This window comes from Acaryochloris marina MBIC11017, assembly GCF_000018105.1.
GTDB lineage: Bacteria > Cyanobacteriota > Cyanobacteriia > Thermosynechococcales > Thermosynechococcaceae > Acaryochloris > Acaryochloris marina.
In genome coordinates this window covers 2,251,959-2,266,493 of sequence record NC_009925.1, presented here as the reverse complement: position 1 = coordinate 2,266,493, position 14,535 = coordinate 2,251,959, and the positions used below count along the sequence as shown (strand labels likewise).

The 14,535-nt window shown below is 48.6% G+C and carries 21 protein-coding genes; 6 read left to right on the top strand and 15 right to left on the bottom strand.

Translation table 11 applies throughout. The annotated features are described in order from the left end of the window. Positions 1-53: 53 nt before the first annotated feature. A complete protein-coding gene (locus tag AM1_RS10160) occupies positions 54-1,199 on the top strand; it encodes a pyridoxal-phosphate-dependent aminotransferase family protein (protein ID WP_012162752.1) in 1,146 nt (381 codons plus the stop codon). Here AM1_RS10160 and AM1_RS10155 read toward each other — a convergent pair. From AM1_RS10155 to AM1_RS10145, 3 genes are all read right to left on the bottom strand, one after another. Next, positions 1,196-1,636: a VOC family protein gene (locus tag AM1_RS10155; protein WP_012162751.1), complete on the bottom strand. Its 441-nt coding sequence runs from the start codon at positions 1,634-1,636 to the stop codon at positions 1,196-1,198. The two genes, AM1_RS10160 and AM1_RS10155, sit on opposite strands and share 4 nt — an antisense overlap. Positions 1,637-1,732: 96 nt before the next feature. Then, complete coding sequence (locus AM1_RS10150) at positions 1,733-2,161, bottom strand: MAPEG family protein (RefSeq protein ID WP_012162750.1); 429 nt, start codon at positions 2,159-2,161, stop codon at positions 1,733-1,735. A gap of 219 nt (positions 2,162-2,380) precedes the next feature. Beyond that, on the bottom strand, positions 2,381-3,274 hold the full coding sequence (locus AM1_RS10145) for a LysR family transcriptional regulator (protein ID WP_012162749.1): 894 nt from the start codon (positions 3,272-3,274) through the stop codon (positions 2,381-2,383). Between the two features lie 18 nt (positions 3,275-3,292). Here AM1_RS10145 and AM1_RS10140 point away from each other — a divergent pair, with 18 nt between their 5' ends. Together AM1_RS10140 and AM1_RS10135 are read left to right on the top strand one after the other, a co-directional pair. Next, positions 3,293-3,886: an SRPBCC family protein gene (locus AM1_RS10140; protein ID WP_238549219.1), complete on the top strand. Its 594-nt coding sequence runs from the start codon at positions 3,293-3,295 to the stop codon at positions 3,884-3,886. A gap of 42 nt (positions 3,887-3,928) precedes the next feature. Continuing rightward, complete coding sequence (locus tag AM1_RS10135) at positions 3,929-4,318, top strand: MAPEG family protein (protein WP_012162746.1); 390 nt, start codon at positions 3,929-3,931, stop codon at positions 4,316-4,318. A gap of 8 nt (positions 4,319-4,326) precedes the next feature. Here the strand turns inward: AM1_RS10135 and AM1_RS10130 are convergent, their stop codons facing one another. The 4 genes from AM1_RS10130 to yghU all read right to left on the bottom strand — a co-directional run bounded on the left by AM1_RS10130 (position 4,327) and on the right by yghU (position 6,489). After that, a complete protein-coding gene (locus tag AM1_RS10130) occupies positions 4,327-4,722 on the bottom strand; it encodes a cupin domain-containing protein (protein ID WP_012162745.1) in 396 nt (131 codons plus the stop codon). 31 nt (positions 4,723-4,753) lie between these two features. After that, the gene (locus tag AM1_RS38650) at positions 4,754-4,969 is read right to left on the bottom strand and encodes a type II toxin-antitoxin system RelE family toxin (RefSeq protein WP_261891573.1); all 216 of its coding nucleotides are present in this window, start codon (positions 4,967-4,969) and stop codon (positions 4,754-4,756) included. A 31-nt stretch (positions 4,970-5,000) separates the two neighbouring features. Further along, positions 5,001-5,234 carry a ribbon-helix-helix domain-containing protein gene (locus tag AM1_RS10125; RefSeq protein ID WP_012162744.1) on the bottom strand — a complete coding sequence of 78 codons (234 nt, stop codon included), beginning with the start codon at positions 5,232-5,234 and terminating at the stop codon, positions 5,001-5,003. 391 nt (positions 5,235-5,625) lie between these two features. After that, positions 5,626-6,489: a glutathione-dependent disulfide-bond oxidoreductase gene (yghU, locus tag AM1_RS10120; protein ID WP_012162742.1), complete on the bottom strand. Its 864-nt coding sequence runs from the start codon at positions 6,487-6,489 to the stop codon at positions 5,626-5,628. 573 nt (positions 6,490-7,062) lie between these two features. On the opposite strand from yghU, the gene AM1_RS10115 reads away from it, so the two are divergent. Both AM1_RS10115 and AM1_RS10110 read left to right on the top strand, forming a co-directional pair. Further along, complete coding sequence (locus AM1_RS10115; RefSeq protein WP_012162741.1) at positions 7,063-7,554, top strand: hypothetical protein; 492 nt, start codon at positions 7,063-7,065, stop codon at positions 7,552-7,554. A gap of 273 nt (positions 7,555-7,827) precedes the next feature. Further along, the gene (locus AM1_RS10110) at positions 7,828-8,463 is read left to right on the top strand and encodes a hypothetical protein (RefSeq protein WP_012162740.1); all 636 of its coding nucleotides are present in this window, start codon (positions 7,828-7,830) and stop codon (positions 8,461-8,463) included. Here the strand turns inward: AM1_RS10110 and grxC are convergent. From grxC to AM1_RS10080, 6 genes are all read right to left on the bottom strand, one after another. Further along, positions 8,433-8,753 carry a glutaredoxin 3 gene (gene grxC, locus AM1_RS10105; protein WP_012162739.1) on the bottom strand — a complete coding sequence of 107 codons (321 nt, stop codon included), beginning with the start codon at positions 8,751-8,753 and terminating at the stop codon, positions 8,433-8,435. The genes AM1_RS10110 and grxC overlap by 31 nt on opposite strands. A 71-nt stretch (positions 8,754-8,824) precedes the next feature. Next, entirely contained in the window at positions 8,825-9,085 is a 261-nt protein-coding gene (locus AM1_RS10100) for a hypothetical protein (RefSeq protein ID WP_012162738.1), read from the bottom strand. A gap of 44 nt (positions 9,086-9,129) precedes the next feature. Beyond that, entirely contained in the window at positions 9,130-9,516 is a 387-nt protein-coding gene (locus AM1_RS10095) for an OsmC family protein (protein ID WP_012162737.1), read from the bottom strand. Beyond that, entirely contained in the window at positions 9,513-10,193 is a 681-nt protein-coding gene (locus AM1_RS10090; RefSeq protein WP_012162736.1) for a cupin domain-containing protein, read from the bottom strand. Before AM1_RS10090 ends, AM1_RS10095 begins: the two co-directional genes overlap by 4 nt. Before the next feature lie 33 nt (positions 10,194-10,226). After that, on the bottom strand, positions 10,227-11,009 hold the full coding sequence (locus tag AM1_RS10085; protein WP_012162735.1) for an SDR family NAD(P)-dependent oxidoreductase: 783 nt from the start codon (positions 11,007-11,009) through the stop codon (positions 10,227-10,229). A gap of 73 nt (positions 11,010-11,082) precedes the next feature. Then, entirely contained in the window at positions 11,083-11,652 is a 570-nt protein-coding gene (locus AM1_RS10080) for a TetR/AcrR family transcriptional regulator (RefSeq protein WP_041660847.1), read from the bottom strand. A 531-nt stretch (positions 11,653-12,183) separates the two neighbouring features. Here AM1_RS10080 and AM1_RS10070 point away from each other — a divergent pair. Next, complete coding sequence (locus AM1_RS10070) at positions 12,184-12,846, top strand: Uma2 family endonuclease (RefSeq protein WP_012162732.1); 663 nt, start codon at positions 12,184-12,186, stop codon at positions 12,844-12,846. Positions 12,847-13,028: 182 nt separating this feature from the next. Here the strand turns inward: AM1_RS10070 and AM1_RS10065 are convergent, their stop codons facing one another. Both AM1_RS10065 and AM1_RS10060 read right to left on the bottom strand, forming a co-directional pair. Further along, a complete protein-coding gene (locus AM1_RS10065) occupies positions 13,029-13,865 on the bottom strand; it encodes a hypothetical protein (protein ID WP_012162731.1) in 837 nt (278 codons plus the stop codon). A 60-nt stretch (positions 13,866-13,925) separates the two neighbouring features. After that, the gene (locus AM1_RS10060) at positions 13,926-14,345 is read right to left on the bottom strand and encodes a hypothetical protein (RefSeq protein ID WP_012162730.1); all 420 of its coding nucleotides are present in this window, start codon (positions 14,343-14,345) and stop codon (positions 13,926-13,928) included. Positions 14,346-14,535 lie beyond the last annotated feature (190 nt).

Here is a 14,535-nt window from a genome sequence, read left to right as displayed (position 1 = left end):
GGATCAGCCTGGTAACCTAACTGACCTTCCTCTATCTATTCCGGCCCATTCCTATGACCAACGTTGCCATCAATGAGACCCATCGTCAGCAAACTGCTCAGCTAGACGTTCCCCCCCGCCTATTAATGGGGCCGGGGCCGTCCAACGCCCATCCCAGAGTTTTACAAGCGTTGGGAATGCGCCAAGTAGGGCACTTAGATCCTTGCTTTATCGAGCTGATGAACGAAGTTCAGTCTCTGCTTAAATATGCTTGGCAAACGGAGAACCCGACGACGATTCCGGTGAGCGCGACGGGTAGCGCGGCTATGGAAGCCACTTTGGCCAATACCGTCGAACCAGGAGATGTGGTTTTAGTGGGCGTCAATGGCTATTTCGGTCATCGAATGATGGATATGGCTGGGCGTTATGGGGCGGATGTGCGTCGCATCGATAAACCCTGGGGAGAAGTCTTTTCCTTAGATGAATTGAAAGCTGGCCTGGAAGAGCATCGTCCCAAGGTTTTGGGGCTGGTTCATGCGGAAACATCTACGGGCGCCTGCCAACCCTTAGAAGGTGTGGGTGACTTGTGTCGAGAATATGATTGTTTGCTGCTGGCAGATACGGTGACTAGCTTAGGGGGCTTACCGCTGTTTTTGGATGAATGGGGCGTGGATATGGCCTATAGCGGTAGCCAAAAATGCCTGAGCTGCCCACCGGGAATTAGTCCGTTCACCTTAGGGGCTCGCGCGGTGGAGAAGCTCAATCAGCGAGAGAAAAAAGTGCCCAACTGGTATTTAGATATGTCGATGGTGGGCAAATATTGGGGGTCGGAGCGAACCTATCACCATACAGCTCCCATTAATATGATCTACGGCTTTCGGGAAGCCCTCCGTTTGATTGCCGAAGAAGGTCTCGCGGAACGCTGGGCGCGACATCAAACCAATGCCGAGTTGATGTGGGAAGGGTTAGCTTCCCTGGGCATGGAGTGCTATGTGGAACGCCAGCATCGATTGCCTTCGTTAATTACGGTGCGGATTCCAGATGGGGTGGATGGTAAAGCTATCACCCAGCAATTCCTGAAAGACTTTAATATCGAAATTGGGAATGGTTTAGGAGAACTGGCGGGCAAGGCCTGGCGAATTGGACTGATGGGCTTTAACAGCCGCCCTGAAAATGTCCATATGGTTTTGGATGCCTTTAAGTACACCTTGAATCGCTAGTTTTCTGGATCACAGCGGATTTCAAGTAAGAACCCATCTGGATCATAAAAATAAATGCCCCGCCCGGTGGGTCGGGAGACTGGACCTTGTGCGATCGCAACTTGATTCGCCTGCAAAACCTGCACGGCCTCGTCGAAGGCGTCGGGGGCAATATCAAAGGCCAAGTGATTGGCGCGGGTAAACTGCTGCTCTGGATCTGGATTGGGGGGAGATAGATCTGGCTCCCAGAAGAGGTCCAAAACCCATCCATCGGGGGTGACAAAGTTGCTAATGCGTCCCTGTTTCACAAGTTCGACGAGGGTTTCTGGCACTTCAGAGCCCGTTAACTCATGCAGGCCCAAAATAGTGCCATAAAAATGCCGGGAGGCTTGCAGGTCTTTGACATTCAGGGCAAAGTGATGGGTTTTGCGCAGCTTGCCTTGGGGTAATGCAGTCATATCCGTACCAAACCTACTCTGCCATTTTAGGTGTATTATCTTTTTTCAATTTTGACGCATTTGTCTGAGGATTCTCAGCCGTTTTGGGGAAATGCATCAGGCGCTACCGAGATATTGCCAGCCTGCCCGCAAAACCATCAACCATAGGGCGACGGCAGCGGTTAGATAGAGATAAAACCGCAGCAAAATCCGGTTGATCGTACAGTGAACTAGGCTATGCAGAATGCGAAAACCTGCGAATATCCAAGCTAAGAACACATAGAACCCGTCGACTTGGCTGGTCATAAATAGGTAGTTGCCGAGGGCGTAAAACAGCACGGGTAACTCAAAGAGGTTTTTGAGATTGTCCGAAGGATTGGAGACGCTAGGTGGAGAGATTCGGGCAAATTCTAGGGGCCGCATTTTTTCAGGGGGGAAGTTGTTTTTGATGATGAAGGGAATGCGATGGGCATACATATAGATCCAGACCGTCAACGTTAGTAAGAACATCACAAAAATGGGGGCAAAAATGGCCTGTTGATTCATGGGTTACGGTCTCCATAGGCGAAAGGAACATCAATGAAGGTTCGATAGTTCGGTTATCAGGCTTAGAACATCCAGAAGCAAATTGGGCTGAATCGCCTCAGTGCAACACACCAAGACAGGGCTGAGGCTCTTTCGAACTCAGCTTAAGAGCCGTAGCCTATAGCGACTAGTCCTCGATTGGGTACTGTTGCACAGGTTGATTCGTATGATTGTGTTGAGTTAAGCGGATAGTGCAGGGCAACGCCCTTCTAATAAATCCTGCTTTTGCTGGAAGGCTTTGGACATACAGTCCATAAAGGTTTGGATACGTACCGTTGAGATCAGATCTTTATGGGTCAAAATCCAGACGTCATGGCAAGGGGCACTCTGACCGGGAGGAACTCGTTTGAGGGTGGGTTCTGGATCGCCTAAAAAACAGGGGATACGGGCGAGTCCCAAACCGGCTTTGGCGGCTGCGAGTTGTGCGATCGCATTATTGAATCGCCCCCGCATCGGAATATGGGGAAACTCACTCTTTCGCACCCAGTCTGGATAGGGGGTTGGTGCATCCCAACCAATCCAATAGGCCCCTTCAGTATTCTTGGGCAGTGCATGAGCTGCCAAGTAGTCTACAGATGCATAGTTGGCGCAGTGATAACATCCCACTTTCCGCCCCACCAAATGTTCAGGCGGATTTTCGGTGACTCGAATGGCAACATCTGCTTCCCGCTTGGTGAGGTTATAGACCTCATAGGAAATCAAGACTTCCAAGTTCACCTCTGGATAAGTCTCCATAAAGCACACCAAATCTGGCATGAGAAAATGAACCGCTAAAGCATCTGGCATCGTGACGCGGAGATTGCCCCGTAGCTGAATATCTTGCCCGAGGATATGGCGTTCAATCCCATTCATTTCGTCCTCGACCCGAGTAGCCCCCGCCAGTAGTTCTTCCCCCGCTAAGGTCAGGGCATACCCGCTTGGTAACCGATCAAAGAGGCGTGTTTTCTGGGTGGATTCAAAGGCATCAATCCGGCGCGTGATGGTGGAGTGGTGAACCCCCAGCTTGGCAGCAGCAGCCCGAGCCGATCCTTGACGGGCAATCGCTAAAAAGATTCTCAAATCATCCCAGTTCATGATTCCTCTGGTGCATTTATGCAACGGCAGGGTGCTTATTTTGGGCTTCTCAATGCAGGAATGATTACATACTATCGAAGGAAAGCCAGTTGGCACCATCGACCCCAAGTGGTTGATCTTCCCAGCCTGTATAGGAGCATCATCATGGCGAATGTGACCGTATATCGAACCATCTATGCCTCCCTCGAAAAGGTTTGGGAGAGTTGGGATGACTTTGGCAATATCTACCAATTCAATCCCAATCTCACTCATTCCCATCTCCTTGAAGATTCTCTCCCGAAAGGACAAGGGGCCAAGCGGCAGTGCGATCTGAATGACGGCAAAAACTGGATTCGCGAAGAAGTCGTTGAATATATTCCCTACCAGCAGATGACCTTCAATATCTATGAGGGAACCATGCCCCTGAAAAGTGCAAAAGCAACTTTACGTTTCCGTAAAGTCATGGCGAAACGAACTGAAATCATTATGAGCATGGACTTTGAGCCGAGGATGGGGTTACTGGGCAAGCTTATGCTCCCCATGATGAAACCCAAATTTACGGAAATGCTCAATGCCCTCCTGGAAGGCAATGATGCTTATGTCACGCAAGGTCAAGTCGTCACTGCGGCCTAAGACCGTGACAACGTTTGAATCAACCCTACACTTCTGATAACCATGACCCCCGAAACAACTGTTTTCCTGCTGACGCTGATCTTGGCCATGATTCACCTTGGCATTGGTTCAATGACCAGGATTTTTGAAGTTGGGCCAATGGTCCTGCTCGGTCCCCGCGATAATTTACCCCCTCGCCAGAATACCTATGGCATTCGAGGCGAGCGAGCCAACCATAATTTCAAAGAGACCTTGCCTTGGGCATTGGGTTTATTGCTGCTGGTGCAGGCGACAGGCCACACCAATGGCGTTAGTGCCGTAGGGGCCTGGCTCTATTTTTGGAGTCGAGTGGTCTATTTGCCCCTGTATGTTTTTGGCGTGCCCGTGGTGCGTAGCTTTGCGTTTGGTGGCTCTTTGATCGGCATGGGCATGATTGCCAGCCAGGTGTTGTAAGTGCCAATCTACCGGGGCCGAATTTGGGTGCCGATACCAGAAGTGATAAATAACACCGTCGCTTCTTCTTCGACATCGGCGGTATGCCAAACACCAGGCTGATTAATGGCATATTCACCAGGACTGAGGGTGGTGGTCACAGAACCCTCTGCCTCTTTTTGATGCAGCGTTATCGTTCCCGTAATACACATGACGACCTCACTACCCTGCGGATGCATTTCCCAAACATCCCAAGCTTCTGAGAAAGAATGCATACTAACTAAGCGCCCTTCGGTACCGTCAGAATCATGGCGTTTAGCATAGTCGATGTACCATTCCATCGACCCTGTAAATACGGGTTCAGTTTCTGCCGTTGCACCCAACCCCAGATGAATAGGATGAGTTTTAATATCTGTTCCAGCCATCACTCTCTCCTGAAATTACCTGAAAGCGCTATTAGCGATTCTTGTACACATCGCGTCTGTGGCCAACTTTAACAACAACTACGATTAATTCTTGGTCTACAATCTCGTAAATGATTCGGTAAACGCTTTGTCGGATGCAAGCTCTCTCTTGCTCTGACAGTTTTTCTGCACCTAGCCGTGGATCAATAGCAAGAGATTCAATCCGACTGAGAATTCTAGCAATATCCTGATTAGAAATACGGTGCAGATCTTTGGCAACGGATCACTTGAAAACGGCCTTATAGTTTGCCATGGCTTTTAAGATCATTGAGCAGTTCTTTATAAGTCATCGTAGACTCTGTTTCTCGCTCATCAAAGACCGCTAGATCTTCTTGATCGCCCTGTAAGGCTAGACGGACGGCCTCATTCACGAGATCCGATACCGTGCGATCAGTCGATGCTGCTTTGAGACGTAATGCCTGATGCAACTCCGGTTCAAAGTAAATAGTTGAACGCTTGGATGACTCATTCATATCGTTGTCCTTGTGCATATAGACACCACAACATCTAAACGTTAAAGCGTTTACTAGAGGTCTTGCATAAATGGCCCCCCCGCCCCCCCAATTCTGGGGGGAGAGCAGCGTTATCTTGTCCGATTCTGCTGTGAGAACGTTAGCCTCAATTCGCTTACCCCCTGTACCGTTGCTCAAAAGTACCACTCACCCTCAAGTCTGTGAGATTGGCCCATGAATGCTGGCAACCGTGACGTTATCTTTCAATACTCTCCCCCCAGAATTGGGGGGGCGGGGGGGCTAGTGCCATCCATAAAGAGTAAGAGACAGTAGCTTTAGGCAGGATTCATGCAAGGGGTCTACTATACTACCTAAGGATTTACCGATCTTTGTCCATTTCCCCTAGAGAAAGCTACGGGTTAAGCTTATCCTGCGTCTTAATATTAAAATCACCGGCATCATGGCGTTCATGGAGCTGTTCTGACAAGGCTCCCCAAGTGCGGTTGACCATGCGGCCCCGCTGGACTGCTGGGCGATCAGCGATATTCTGAGCCCAGCGAACCACATGGGTATAAGAGGGGGCATCGATAAACTCTGCGGCATCGTATAGAGTATTGCGAATTACCCCGCCATACCAAGGCCAGATGGCAATATCAGCAATTGAGTAATCGTCGCCAGCCATAAATGAGTGGGTTTCAAGATGACGATTCAGGACGTCAAGCTGGCGCTTCACCTCCATGGTGAAACGGTTGATGCAATATTCAATTTTGGCGGGAGCATAGCTATAAAAATGACCAAATCCCCCTCCCAGATAGGGCGCTGAACCCATCTGCCAAAATAACCAGGACAAACATTCGGTGCGAGCTGCATGTTCTGTGGGTAGGAGCTGGCCGAATTTTTCTGCTAGGTATAGGAGGATAGCTCCAGATTCAAAGACGCGAGCTGGGGTTGAAGTGGAGTGGTCTACAAGAGCCGGAATTTTGGAGTTGGGATTAACATCCACAAATCCACTGCCAAACTGATCGCCATCTCCAATTTTGATTAAATGGGCATCGTATTCAGCCCCAGCCTCACCCAATGCCAACAGTTCTTCTAGTATGATGGTGACTTTTTGGCCGTTGGGGGTTGCCATGGAATAGAGCTGCAAAGGATGTTTACCCACGGGCAAGTCTTGCTCATGGGTTGGCCCTGCAATGGGGCGGTTAATCTTGGCCCAAGTCCCCCCACTTTCAGAATCCCATTGCCAAACTTTGGGGGGCGTATAGTCGCTACTCATGATTTGTCTCCATTGCAGGACAGGTATGGCTGTCTCAACATTAGCGTTGTCGCATCCTTACCTGCACGGCAGACGATCGCTCCTGCCATGCTCGCCATAGCCTAATGTCTCTAAAGACACCCCATTGACGCCCCTGATTGCTGCGTGCCGAGCCGTTCTAGCTGAGATGAGACTCATCGTATGATGCCGATCACTGAATTTAAGTCATGGATACCAGATCATAGATGTTGAAGAAGCAATCAGAGGAATAAAAGATTACTTCTTTGCATGTCAGGGTAGAAGCTGCCCAGCATCAGTTCACCAGATGGCAAGCACATCCAATCGCCATCAGACCTGAAAGGCATCGACTGGCAGTAAATCAGCAGTAACCTCTAAGCAGAAATATCTCTGATAGAGCCAATTGAGTATACCTATTGCATCTGGCTAGGAACTACAGCACAGATGTTCCATCTCTCAATCGGCTTTCTGGTTGGATAGATCTATGTCTAGAAACATATTCCACCTGAAACCGGACCTGCTGAGTACTCCTGACATTTAATCGTCGTTTCAAGAATCTAAAAGTGAGTGATCATCATGGTTCACCTTTTACCGCAGGATCGCTTTATCATCCGGACACCCGTTGCATTGCCAAACGTTATAGCAAGCCTGGACGCTCATGTAGAAGCTCCGAAGGCATTTCGATGGTCCTATCAACGCAACCATGCCCCTTATGAAGGATCTGTTTCAGAATCGGGCTTTACGATGCACCGAATTCCCCAGGGACGTAACTCGTTTATTCCCCAAATCAAAGGCCGTTTTGAGACACCTGCAGGGGGAACGGTCGTGCATATCTCTATGAAGCTTCACCCTTTTGTTATGAGCTTTCTAGTGATGTGGTTTCTCTCTTTTTACAGTGGTGCTTTAGCAATCGGCTTGTCAGGGGAGGTGGCTAATTCTGAAGCTTTACTGGTCTTGGGATTGCCTTTATTTGTGCTATTCATCTTCTGGATGAGTTTCTGGGTAGAGGTGGAGCGCAGTCGTAAAGATTTGCTGAACATCATCGGTGGACATGTGACACGCCATTAAACAACGCTGATGCACGCTATCCGTGCAATATTGACCTTTGAATTGAAAAGAAGCTGCACATCAGCCAGCCTCAAATCGTTGAAAAGTTATCTCTGCTGGGAATCGAGACAGATGACACCTGTTGAAAACGTTAGGTATAGATAGCCAGTCTCTTTGGGTGCTCCTCGTTTTGGTAGACCTACTGCTGGACAATCACGCCATCTGAAATCGCATCTGCTCAGTATCTCTGGCATTCATTTGTCGTTTCAAAATCTTTAAAGTGAGTGATCAACTATGGTTCACCTTGTACCGCGCGATCACTTTGTGATTCAAACTTCTGCCCCTTTGCAAACAGTGATGGAGAGATTGGAAGCCCAAATAGAGTCTCCCAAAACATTTCGCTCAACCTATGACCTTAACCATGCGCCCTATGAAGGATCAGTGACACAGTCTGGTTGTAAGATGAGCCGCATTCCCATGGGTCGTCCAAATGCCAGCGAACCTTACATTAAAGGACGGTTTGAAACATTTGCAGGGGGGACCGTTATTCATCTCACCCTCACCCCCCATCCTTCAGTGCTGATCTTTTTCGGGTTTTGGTCTGTGTTTTGGTATGGCTTCCACCTGTTGCTTTTGTCTTCTGGGGATATGGATTATGGTTCGGCTCAAGATCGATTGGTGTTACCGCTCATCATCCTCGTCATTTTCTGGATCTCCTTCTGGGTAGAAGTAGAGCGTACTCGAAATGATCTATTCCGCATCATTTTGAGACGGCGACTCACGCCACAACAGGAGCGTTATTTGATGCTCAATATCATACGAGGAATTATCTTAATCCTAGGCGTTGCATTTTCCTTCTCGTCGATAGCCGATTATCTCTCCCAGTCTCCTGCATCTCATCAAGTGCCAGAAATATTTCGGCCTCGCTGATAGGGCTTGAGTGGGGTTGCGCCAGCTAATGATGAGTTGAGTAAGCCATCTAGCTTGCCCTGCTGTTCGAGGTCATATAGGGCATCACTCCCGCCAATATGTTGGTCATTAATAAAAATCTGAGGTACCGAACGACGCCCCTGGGTGCCTCGGGCGACCATGGCATCTCGGGCAGTTTCATCACCATCCAGCACATATTCTGTATAGGTCACCCCCTTTTGGTCGAGCAGATGCTTAGCGCGGCGACAAAAAGGACAAGTACTCCAAGTGTAAATTTCGACATTAGCCATGATGATAGTCTCCTAAATGATTTCTCAGTATTGGATTCAAAGATATGAACGATGCCAGAACTAGCCAGCCCTTACGAGCAAGAGAAGGGCGAATTGGCAAATTGAATCGGTTTATCATTCACTGAAATTAAGTAATCCAGACGGATAATGCTTCCATCTTGGAGCTTGATAAAGTCAGCTTGATTGGCTGCGTAGACATCAATGATTTTGCTGTTTACAGTTTGGTTTTGGCCTTTCTCATCTCGATAGATGATCTGGCAATCTTGACGGAGCGTGGCCCAGGCTTCTAATTCATCATGAAAACTACAGGCCACGAGTCGACAGGCATCCATTACAGTCTCCTTCTGTTGATGAAACGTCTAAAACGATTAGGGCGTTAAGTGAGTTGCGTTTGGATAGCGACCGGAGTAGTCAGGAGTTTATGCACGGGGCAGCGATCGCTGATGTCTCGGAGCCGTTGCCGTTGCTTCTCATCTAGGTCACCTCTGAGGCTGAGCTTGGCCTGGATGGTGGGTTGTTGAACAGCAGAGTCGTAGCTCAACTCCACCGCCACGGACTCTAGCTTCCATCCTTTGCGCTCGGCATACATTTGTAGGGTGATTGCCTTGCAAGAACCTAAGCCTGCCAAAACCAATTCCGTTGGGGTAGGACCCACATCATCCCCCCCTAGGGAAGGCGGTTCATCCGCAGCCAGGTTTAGATGGCGAATAGAAATATCTTGGCCATACCGGGAATGATTGGAGGCAACTTGAACCGAAATCATGAGGATTCTCCTGGGTGGTAGATGTTCTCTAAATGTCCCGTTTTCACGTAAATTAGACAGCCTTCATCACTAAAGGGGGTATGGATGCTGCCGGGGGGATTGCGTAGCCAAGTCCCCTGAGGATAAACGCCCTGGTCATCGGCAAAGGTGCCTTCTAGGACAAAGATCTCTTCGCCGCCCCAGTGTTGGTGGGTTTGGAATTTTGTCCCCGGTGCCCACTTCACGAAGGCCACCTGTTCTGTACCGTAATTATGCAGCGGTAGCACCTGTAACCCCGGTACTAACCCCGGCACCCACTCTGCCTGAGTCGTATCAATCACCACCGGCTGCTGATCGGCTGGGTCCATTTGCCAGAGCTTGACCAAAATGGTGGCCCCTTCTTGGCTATAGGGGGTGTGGCTGGACCCAACCGGATTACGGACATAAGTGCCTGGACCAAAATCGCCATGCTCGTCAGAAAACACGCCGTTCAGAACAATATATTCTTCGCCACCCCCGTGGGTGTGTGCAGAGAAGGCACTACCAGGAGCATAGCGAACGATGGAGGTTGCCCGAGCGACTTCTTTGCCATCCCGTTCCAACATGCGGCGGTGAACCCCTGGCATGGGAGACTCCACCCAGGGTAGGTCGTCGCTATGAACCACCGCCCGTTCAGTTAGATCTGCGTGAATTTTCATAGTGTCTATCTCTTCGGTTTACTGTCTGCAACGCTAGCTGTACTGGTTTCGACCGGCCATGACGCCACCATCAATATCCCAGATTGCGCCTGTCGCCCAGCTGGTTTTGTCGGATAGTAAGAAGGCAATGGTCTCAGCGATATCTTCAGGGGTGCCGATGCGACCTATGGGATGAAAGCTATTAAAGCCTTGTAGGGTTCCATGGACCTCTTCTTTGGGAATAAAGCCTTCATAGATGGGGGTGGCAACGACTGCGGGGGAGACGGCATTGACTCGAATATGATGATCGGCTAGTTCCATGGCGAGATGCTGGGTAAGGGAATGGAGTCCGGCCTTAGCCATGGAGTAGGCAGAGGATGGAGTGGCCTGGACGGCTTGCTTGGCCCACATGGAACCGACATTGACGATGGCTCCTTTGTGATGGTGGTTAATGATGTTCTGGGCGACGGCTTGGGTAATAAAGAAAGTGGCTTTGTTCAGTTCTAAGTAGAGATCGTAGTCGGCTTCTTCGTACTCCAGAAAAGGTTTGGGTAGAAAGACGCCAGCCGCGTTCACTAATAGGGTGGCATCGGCATAGGACTGATTGAGGCGGGCGATCAGAGCTTGACGCTCTTCTGGGTTGGCAATATCAGCTTGCTCACCTGATACTGGACCATAGGCCTTTAATTCCTCAACGGCTGCATGGAGTTTTTCGGGTTGGCGACCAATCAGGACTGCGGACCCTCCTTGTTCAAGGATTATGCGGGCAACGGCTTTGCCCATGCCGCTAGTGCCACCAACAACGATGAGTTTTTGACCTGTAAAGGCTTGAGACATGACGAACTCCTATAGATAGACTGGTGAATTAATTCAAATACCTACTAGTAGGTAGATAGTGAAGCAAAAAAATTTAGCGACTGGGAAATTTGGCTGCTAAGAGGGGATAAACCATTTGCTCGAAGGTGGTAGTGCTGTCCGTTGCTGAACGAGCTAGTAACTGAGCACCTTGGAGCAGGGCAATTAACCCTTTAGCTTCCTGCTCCGGCTGACAGGTCCAAAGTTGGGCATCGCATCCCTGTTGGAGGAGATTGGTGAGCCAGGTTTCCGTTTCCTGAAAGAAGACTTGAATCTCGTCGCGAACCGGTTGGGGAAGAACGGCATAGTCTGCAGCCAACATGGCACAGAGACAGATCTGTTTGTCTTCTAAACCATTGCGATAAAGATGGGCAAATTGAACTATCTGCTGATCAAGACTGGCGTTGGATTGGGTGATGCGATCGCAGGCCCGCATCATGTCCTCCCGATATCGCTTCACCAGTTCCTTCACTAACTCATCTTTAGTAGAAAAGTGATAGTGAATACTAGCTTTGCGAATCCCGACTTGCTTGGAGATATCGGCGTAACTAAAGGCACTATAGCCTCGGTTTCGCACCATCTCTTGAGCAACATCCAGGATTTGAGTGGCAGTGTTTTTTTCCATATTTTGAATATCTACCATCTAGTAGGTAGATGTCAACTCTTTCTTTTTGTGGCGCGCAGGTAAAACTGGTTAGCAAGAAAAAAATAATATGTCAATATATGTTGCGCTTTATTTACATAAATGTTATCTTGATTTACATAAAGATACATTTGTTGCCTTGTTGTTAACCGACATCCCCAGTGAGTTGAGAGTTGTCCCATGCTTGTCCTTATTTCATTTGCGATCGCAGGCAAAGTACTCGGTTCTGCCCTTAGAACTGAAGCATATTCTCCAGTGGAGCAAATGGTTGCTTACACTCAACAAACGGGCTCCACACCTGTTCAGACAATGAAAAGCATAGACTTTGATCTCATTTTTAATCGCCCAAACACAATGCCATATTCAGCACCTGAAGCTTGTTCATAATTTCTTCTCTCTCATTGGGTATCAAAACTCTCCTCTCGCTCATCTCTTATAGATGAGTGATTTTTTTTGCAACATAAATTTCACCGCTTATGCTGGAGGAGGTGAAGACTCAGGAGTCTAGAGATCATGCAAACTCAGCTACCTGTAACTGAAACGATCGACACAAAGCCTGCTGAGCAGCGCCTCATCTTGATGAATGTGTCTTGGGACACCTATGAACAATTACTGAATGCCTTTGGCGAACATCGAGCTGCGCGGTTGCACTATGACCTAGGTCTACTAGAATTTATGGTTCCTTTAGAAGCCCATGAAAATCCCAGTGATGTGATTGGCGACTTTATCAAAGCACTAGTGATTGACAGCGGTCTCAATATTAAAAGCATGGCTTCAACCACCCTCCGCCGCCAATCCTTACAGAAAGGAGCCGAACCAGACAAATGCTATTACATCCAAAATGAACCCCTCGTGCGAGGTAGAACTGTTGATTTAGAAAAAGATCCGCCCCCTGACTTAGTAGTAGAAGTCGATATTACCCATGCAGATATCGATAAAAATAATCTCTACGCCAGTTTTGGTGTACCCGAGTTTTGGCGATTTAACGGCTCAGTATTGACCATCTACCAGCTTGAGCAGGATCAGTACCGAGAGGTTGATGCTAGTCCCACCTTCCCGTGGGTACCGAAAGAGGTTTTCTATCACTTTTTGCAACAGGGCAAAACGGCCGGTGAGGCCCAGGCCCTAAGAGAACTCAAAAGCTGGATCAAACATCATGCTGAGCCACCGGCTTAGGGTCGCGATTTAAGACCGAAACCCAAATAATGGGATTGACTTGGCAGTCTCATGAGATATGCCTGCGAACACTTTCCTGACTTAAACCCAAGGAATTTTGAAGAGCAATTGTATTGAAGGGTAACAGCGGGACAATTTGGGGCAATTACTCGCAAGTTTGACGTTCTACAAGTTTTCAAGAATCAGGAGAACTCGTTGAGCTTTTGCAGGTAGTATAAATGCCAAGGGGAGTAGGTCTTCTCCAAGACCTGATGCCACAAACGTTTGTCCTTATTCGCTGTCAAACCCTCCACGATACAAGCTTGATCTGCTTGAGGTAGCTCCCACAAGAACCTGATCAACTCATCTTCATCTAGAGCCATGTCAGAAAACCCCGTTTCTATTTCTCTGACTTGCTGAGCGAACGCAAAGGCATCTTGTGCTTGTGCCTTTATCGTTAGCCATTCCCAGGCCAGCAAGCAATGGGTCACATGCGTGCCTAAGCAAATACCATCCACAATTTCTATCCATTCGGGAATGCCTGCTCTGATGTCTGTCTCTGCTTCTATCAGATCGGTGGCAAAACCCCGTTGAGGATTGAGCCCATGATCAAAAGCTGCGGGCAAGTGCGATCGCATTTTCTTAGCCACCGCATCCAAGTCTTCTGCAAAGGTGGTGTCATCAAAATAAGGCGGCTCCCAGCGTGCCTCCTGCTCAATATATTGCCCGTCTTCTTCTGCAGCAACATCAACCAGGTCAACCCATTCTCGCCATAACCCAGACCAAGTTTGCAATAGTTTTGCCAAAGAAACAGGGAGCGTTTGTTCAGAACCTGTTGCCTCGGCTTGATCTGGCGGGGGCGGTTCGAGTAGCTGCCGAATGGTGGCTTGAGTATCTGCAGAGAGTTGAGCAATCGCCCTTTCCCTTTGTTCCAAGGGAACGGTTTCCCACAACGCATCTAGCAAGGATTGAAGCTCAGCATGGGTTAGTGCCGCGAGCAGCTTTTCACTCACGTTGCTATTCGCACCGTTTACACTCATCGGCTCATTCCTTTATTCCGAGAATTCAATAGAACAGATCTTGATACCCCGAAATTTCCACTATTGCAGATACATGGCTGAGCTTTCAAAAGCCTCTTCTGGAGTGCCCTTAAAAGTACCGTTATTGAACACACAAGGCTCATACTTGTCATTACTGTAGGTATAAAATGCCATCGCCCACTTTTCCGCATCGCCGCTGTAGCGCAAACGGCACAGATGGGTTGGTATCGATCTCAAAAACTCAATCCGCTCTTCCCACGTGCAGCCATAGACTTCCTCGTTAAAATTTTTTGCTGGTACCTCGGATTCTAGGTAGGCATCGATATAGCAAAACTTGCCTCGAAAGCGCACGTCAATCCGATTGTATTTGCCAGCATAGTGCTTTGCTGCATAGGCCAGTATGCGTTGTTTGATCGGCTCTTTCAGTCGAGTCGGAATGTTTATGCCGCCTGAATGCGGATCGGATACCCAGGGTGCCATTATTAAAACGTTCAATTGTCGATATTTAAATAAGATTAGGCCATCGCAGCTTAGATCGAAACTAAGTAGATAGCCAAAAATATTTACATCATAATAAGTGGTTTAAGCTAAGTTGATAGCGCATAACTTTTAGCCCAATAAAGCAGCGTTTTATCCAGGGATTGAACCCAGAAACCATCCATAAATCATG

Bases quoted from the DNA above. Each gene is read 5' to 3' on its own strand.
- AM1_RS10160 (WP_012162752.1), top strand. From the start codon at position 54: ATGACCAACGTTGCCATCAATGAGACCCATCGTCAGCAAACTGCTCAG.
- AM1_RS10155 (WP_012162751.1), bottom strand. From the start codon at position 1,636: ATGACTGCATTACCCCAAGGCAAGCTGCGCAAAACCCATCACTTTGCC.
- AM1_RS10150 (WP_012162750.1), bottom strand. From the start codon at position 2,161: ATGAATCAACAGGCCATTTTTGCCCCCATTTTTGTGATGTTCTTACTA.
- AM1_RS10145 (WP_012162749.1), bottom strand. From the start codon at position 3,274: ATGAACTGGGATGATTTGAGAATCTTTTTAGCGATTGCCCGTCAAGGA.
- AM1_RS10140 (WP_238549219.1), top strand. From the start codon at position 3,293: ATGCAACGGCAGGGTGCTTATTTTGGGCTTCTCAATGCAGGAATGATT.
- AM1_RS10135 (WP_012162746.1), top strand. From the start codon at position 3,929: ATGACCCCCGAAACAACTGTTTTCCTGCTGACGCTGATCTTGGCCATG.
- AM1_RS10130 (WP_012162745.1), bottom strand. From the start codon at position 4,722: ATGGCTGGAACAGATATTAAAACTCATCCTATTCATCTGGGGTTGGGT.
- AM1_RS10125 (WP_012162744.1), bottom strand. From the start codon at position 5,234: ATGAATGAGTCATCCAAGCGTTCAACTATTTACTTTGAACCGGAGTTG.
- yghU (WP_012162742.1), bottom strand. From the start codon at position 6,489: ATGAGTAGCGACTATACGCCCCCCAAAGTTTGGCAATGGGATTCTGAA.
- AM1_RS10115 (WP_012162741.1), top strand. From the start codon at position 7,063: ATGGTTCACCTTTTACCGCAGGATCGCTTTATCATCCGGACACCCGTT.
- AM1_RS10110 (WP_012162740.1), top strand. From the start codon at position 7,828: ATGGTTCACCTTGTACCGCGCGATCACTTTGTGATTCAAACTTCTGCC.
- grxC (WP_012162739.1), bottom strand. From the start codon at position 8,753: ATGGCTAATGTCGAAATTTACACTTGGAGTACTTGTCCTTTTTGTCGC.
- AM1_RS10100 (WP_012162738.1), bottom strand. From the start codon at position 9,085: ATGGATGCCTGTCGACTCGTGGCCTGTAGTTTTCATGATGAATTAGAA.
- AM1_RS10095 (WP_012162737.1), bottom strand. From the start codon at position 9,516: ATGATTTCGGTTCAAGTTGCCTCCAATCATTCCCGGTATGGCCAAGAT.
- AM1_RS10090 (WP_012162736.1), bottom strand. From the start codon at position 10,193: ATGAAAATTCACGCAGATCTAACTGAACGGGCGGTGGTTCATAGCGAC.
- AM1_RS10085 (WP_012162735.1), bottom strand. From the start codon at position 11,009: ATGTCTCAAGCCTTTACAGGTCAAAAACTCATCGTTGTTGGTGGCACT.
- AM1_RS10080 (WP_041660847.1), bottom strand. From the start codon at position 11,652: ATGGAAAAAAACACTGCCACTCAAATCCTGGATGTTGCTCAAGAGATG.
- AM1_RS10070 (WP_012162732.1), top strand. From the start codon at position 12,184: ATGCAAACTCAGCTACCTGTAACTGAAACGATCGACACAAAGCCTGCT.
- AM1_RS10065 (WP_012162731.1), bottom strand. From the start codon at position 13,865: ATGAGTGTAAACGGTGCGAATAGCAACGTGAGTGAAAAGCTGCTCGCG.
- AM1_RS10060 (WP_012162730.1), bottom strand. From the start codon at position 14,345: ATGGCACCCTGGGTATCCGATCCGCATTCAGGCGGCATAAACATTCCG.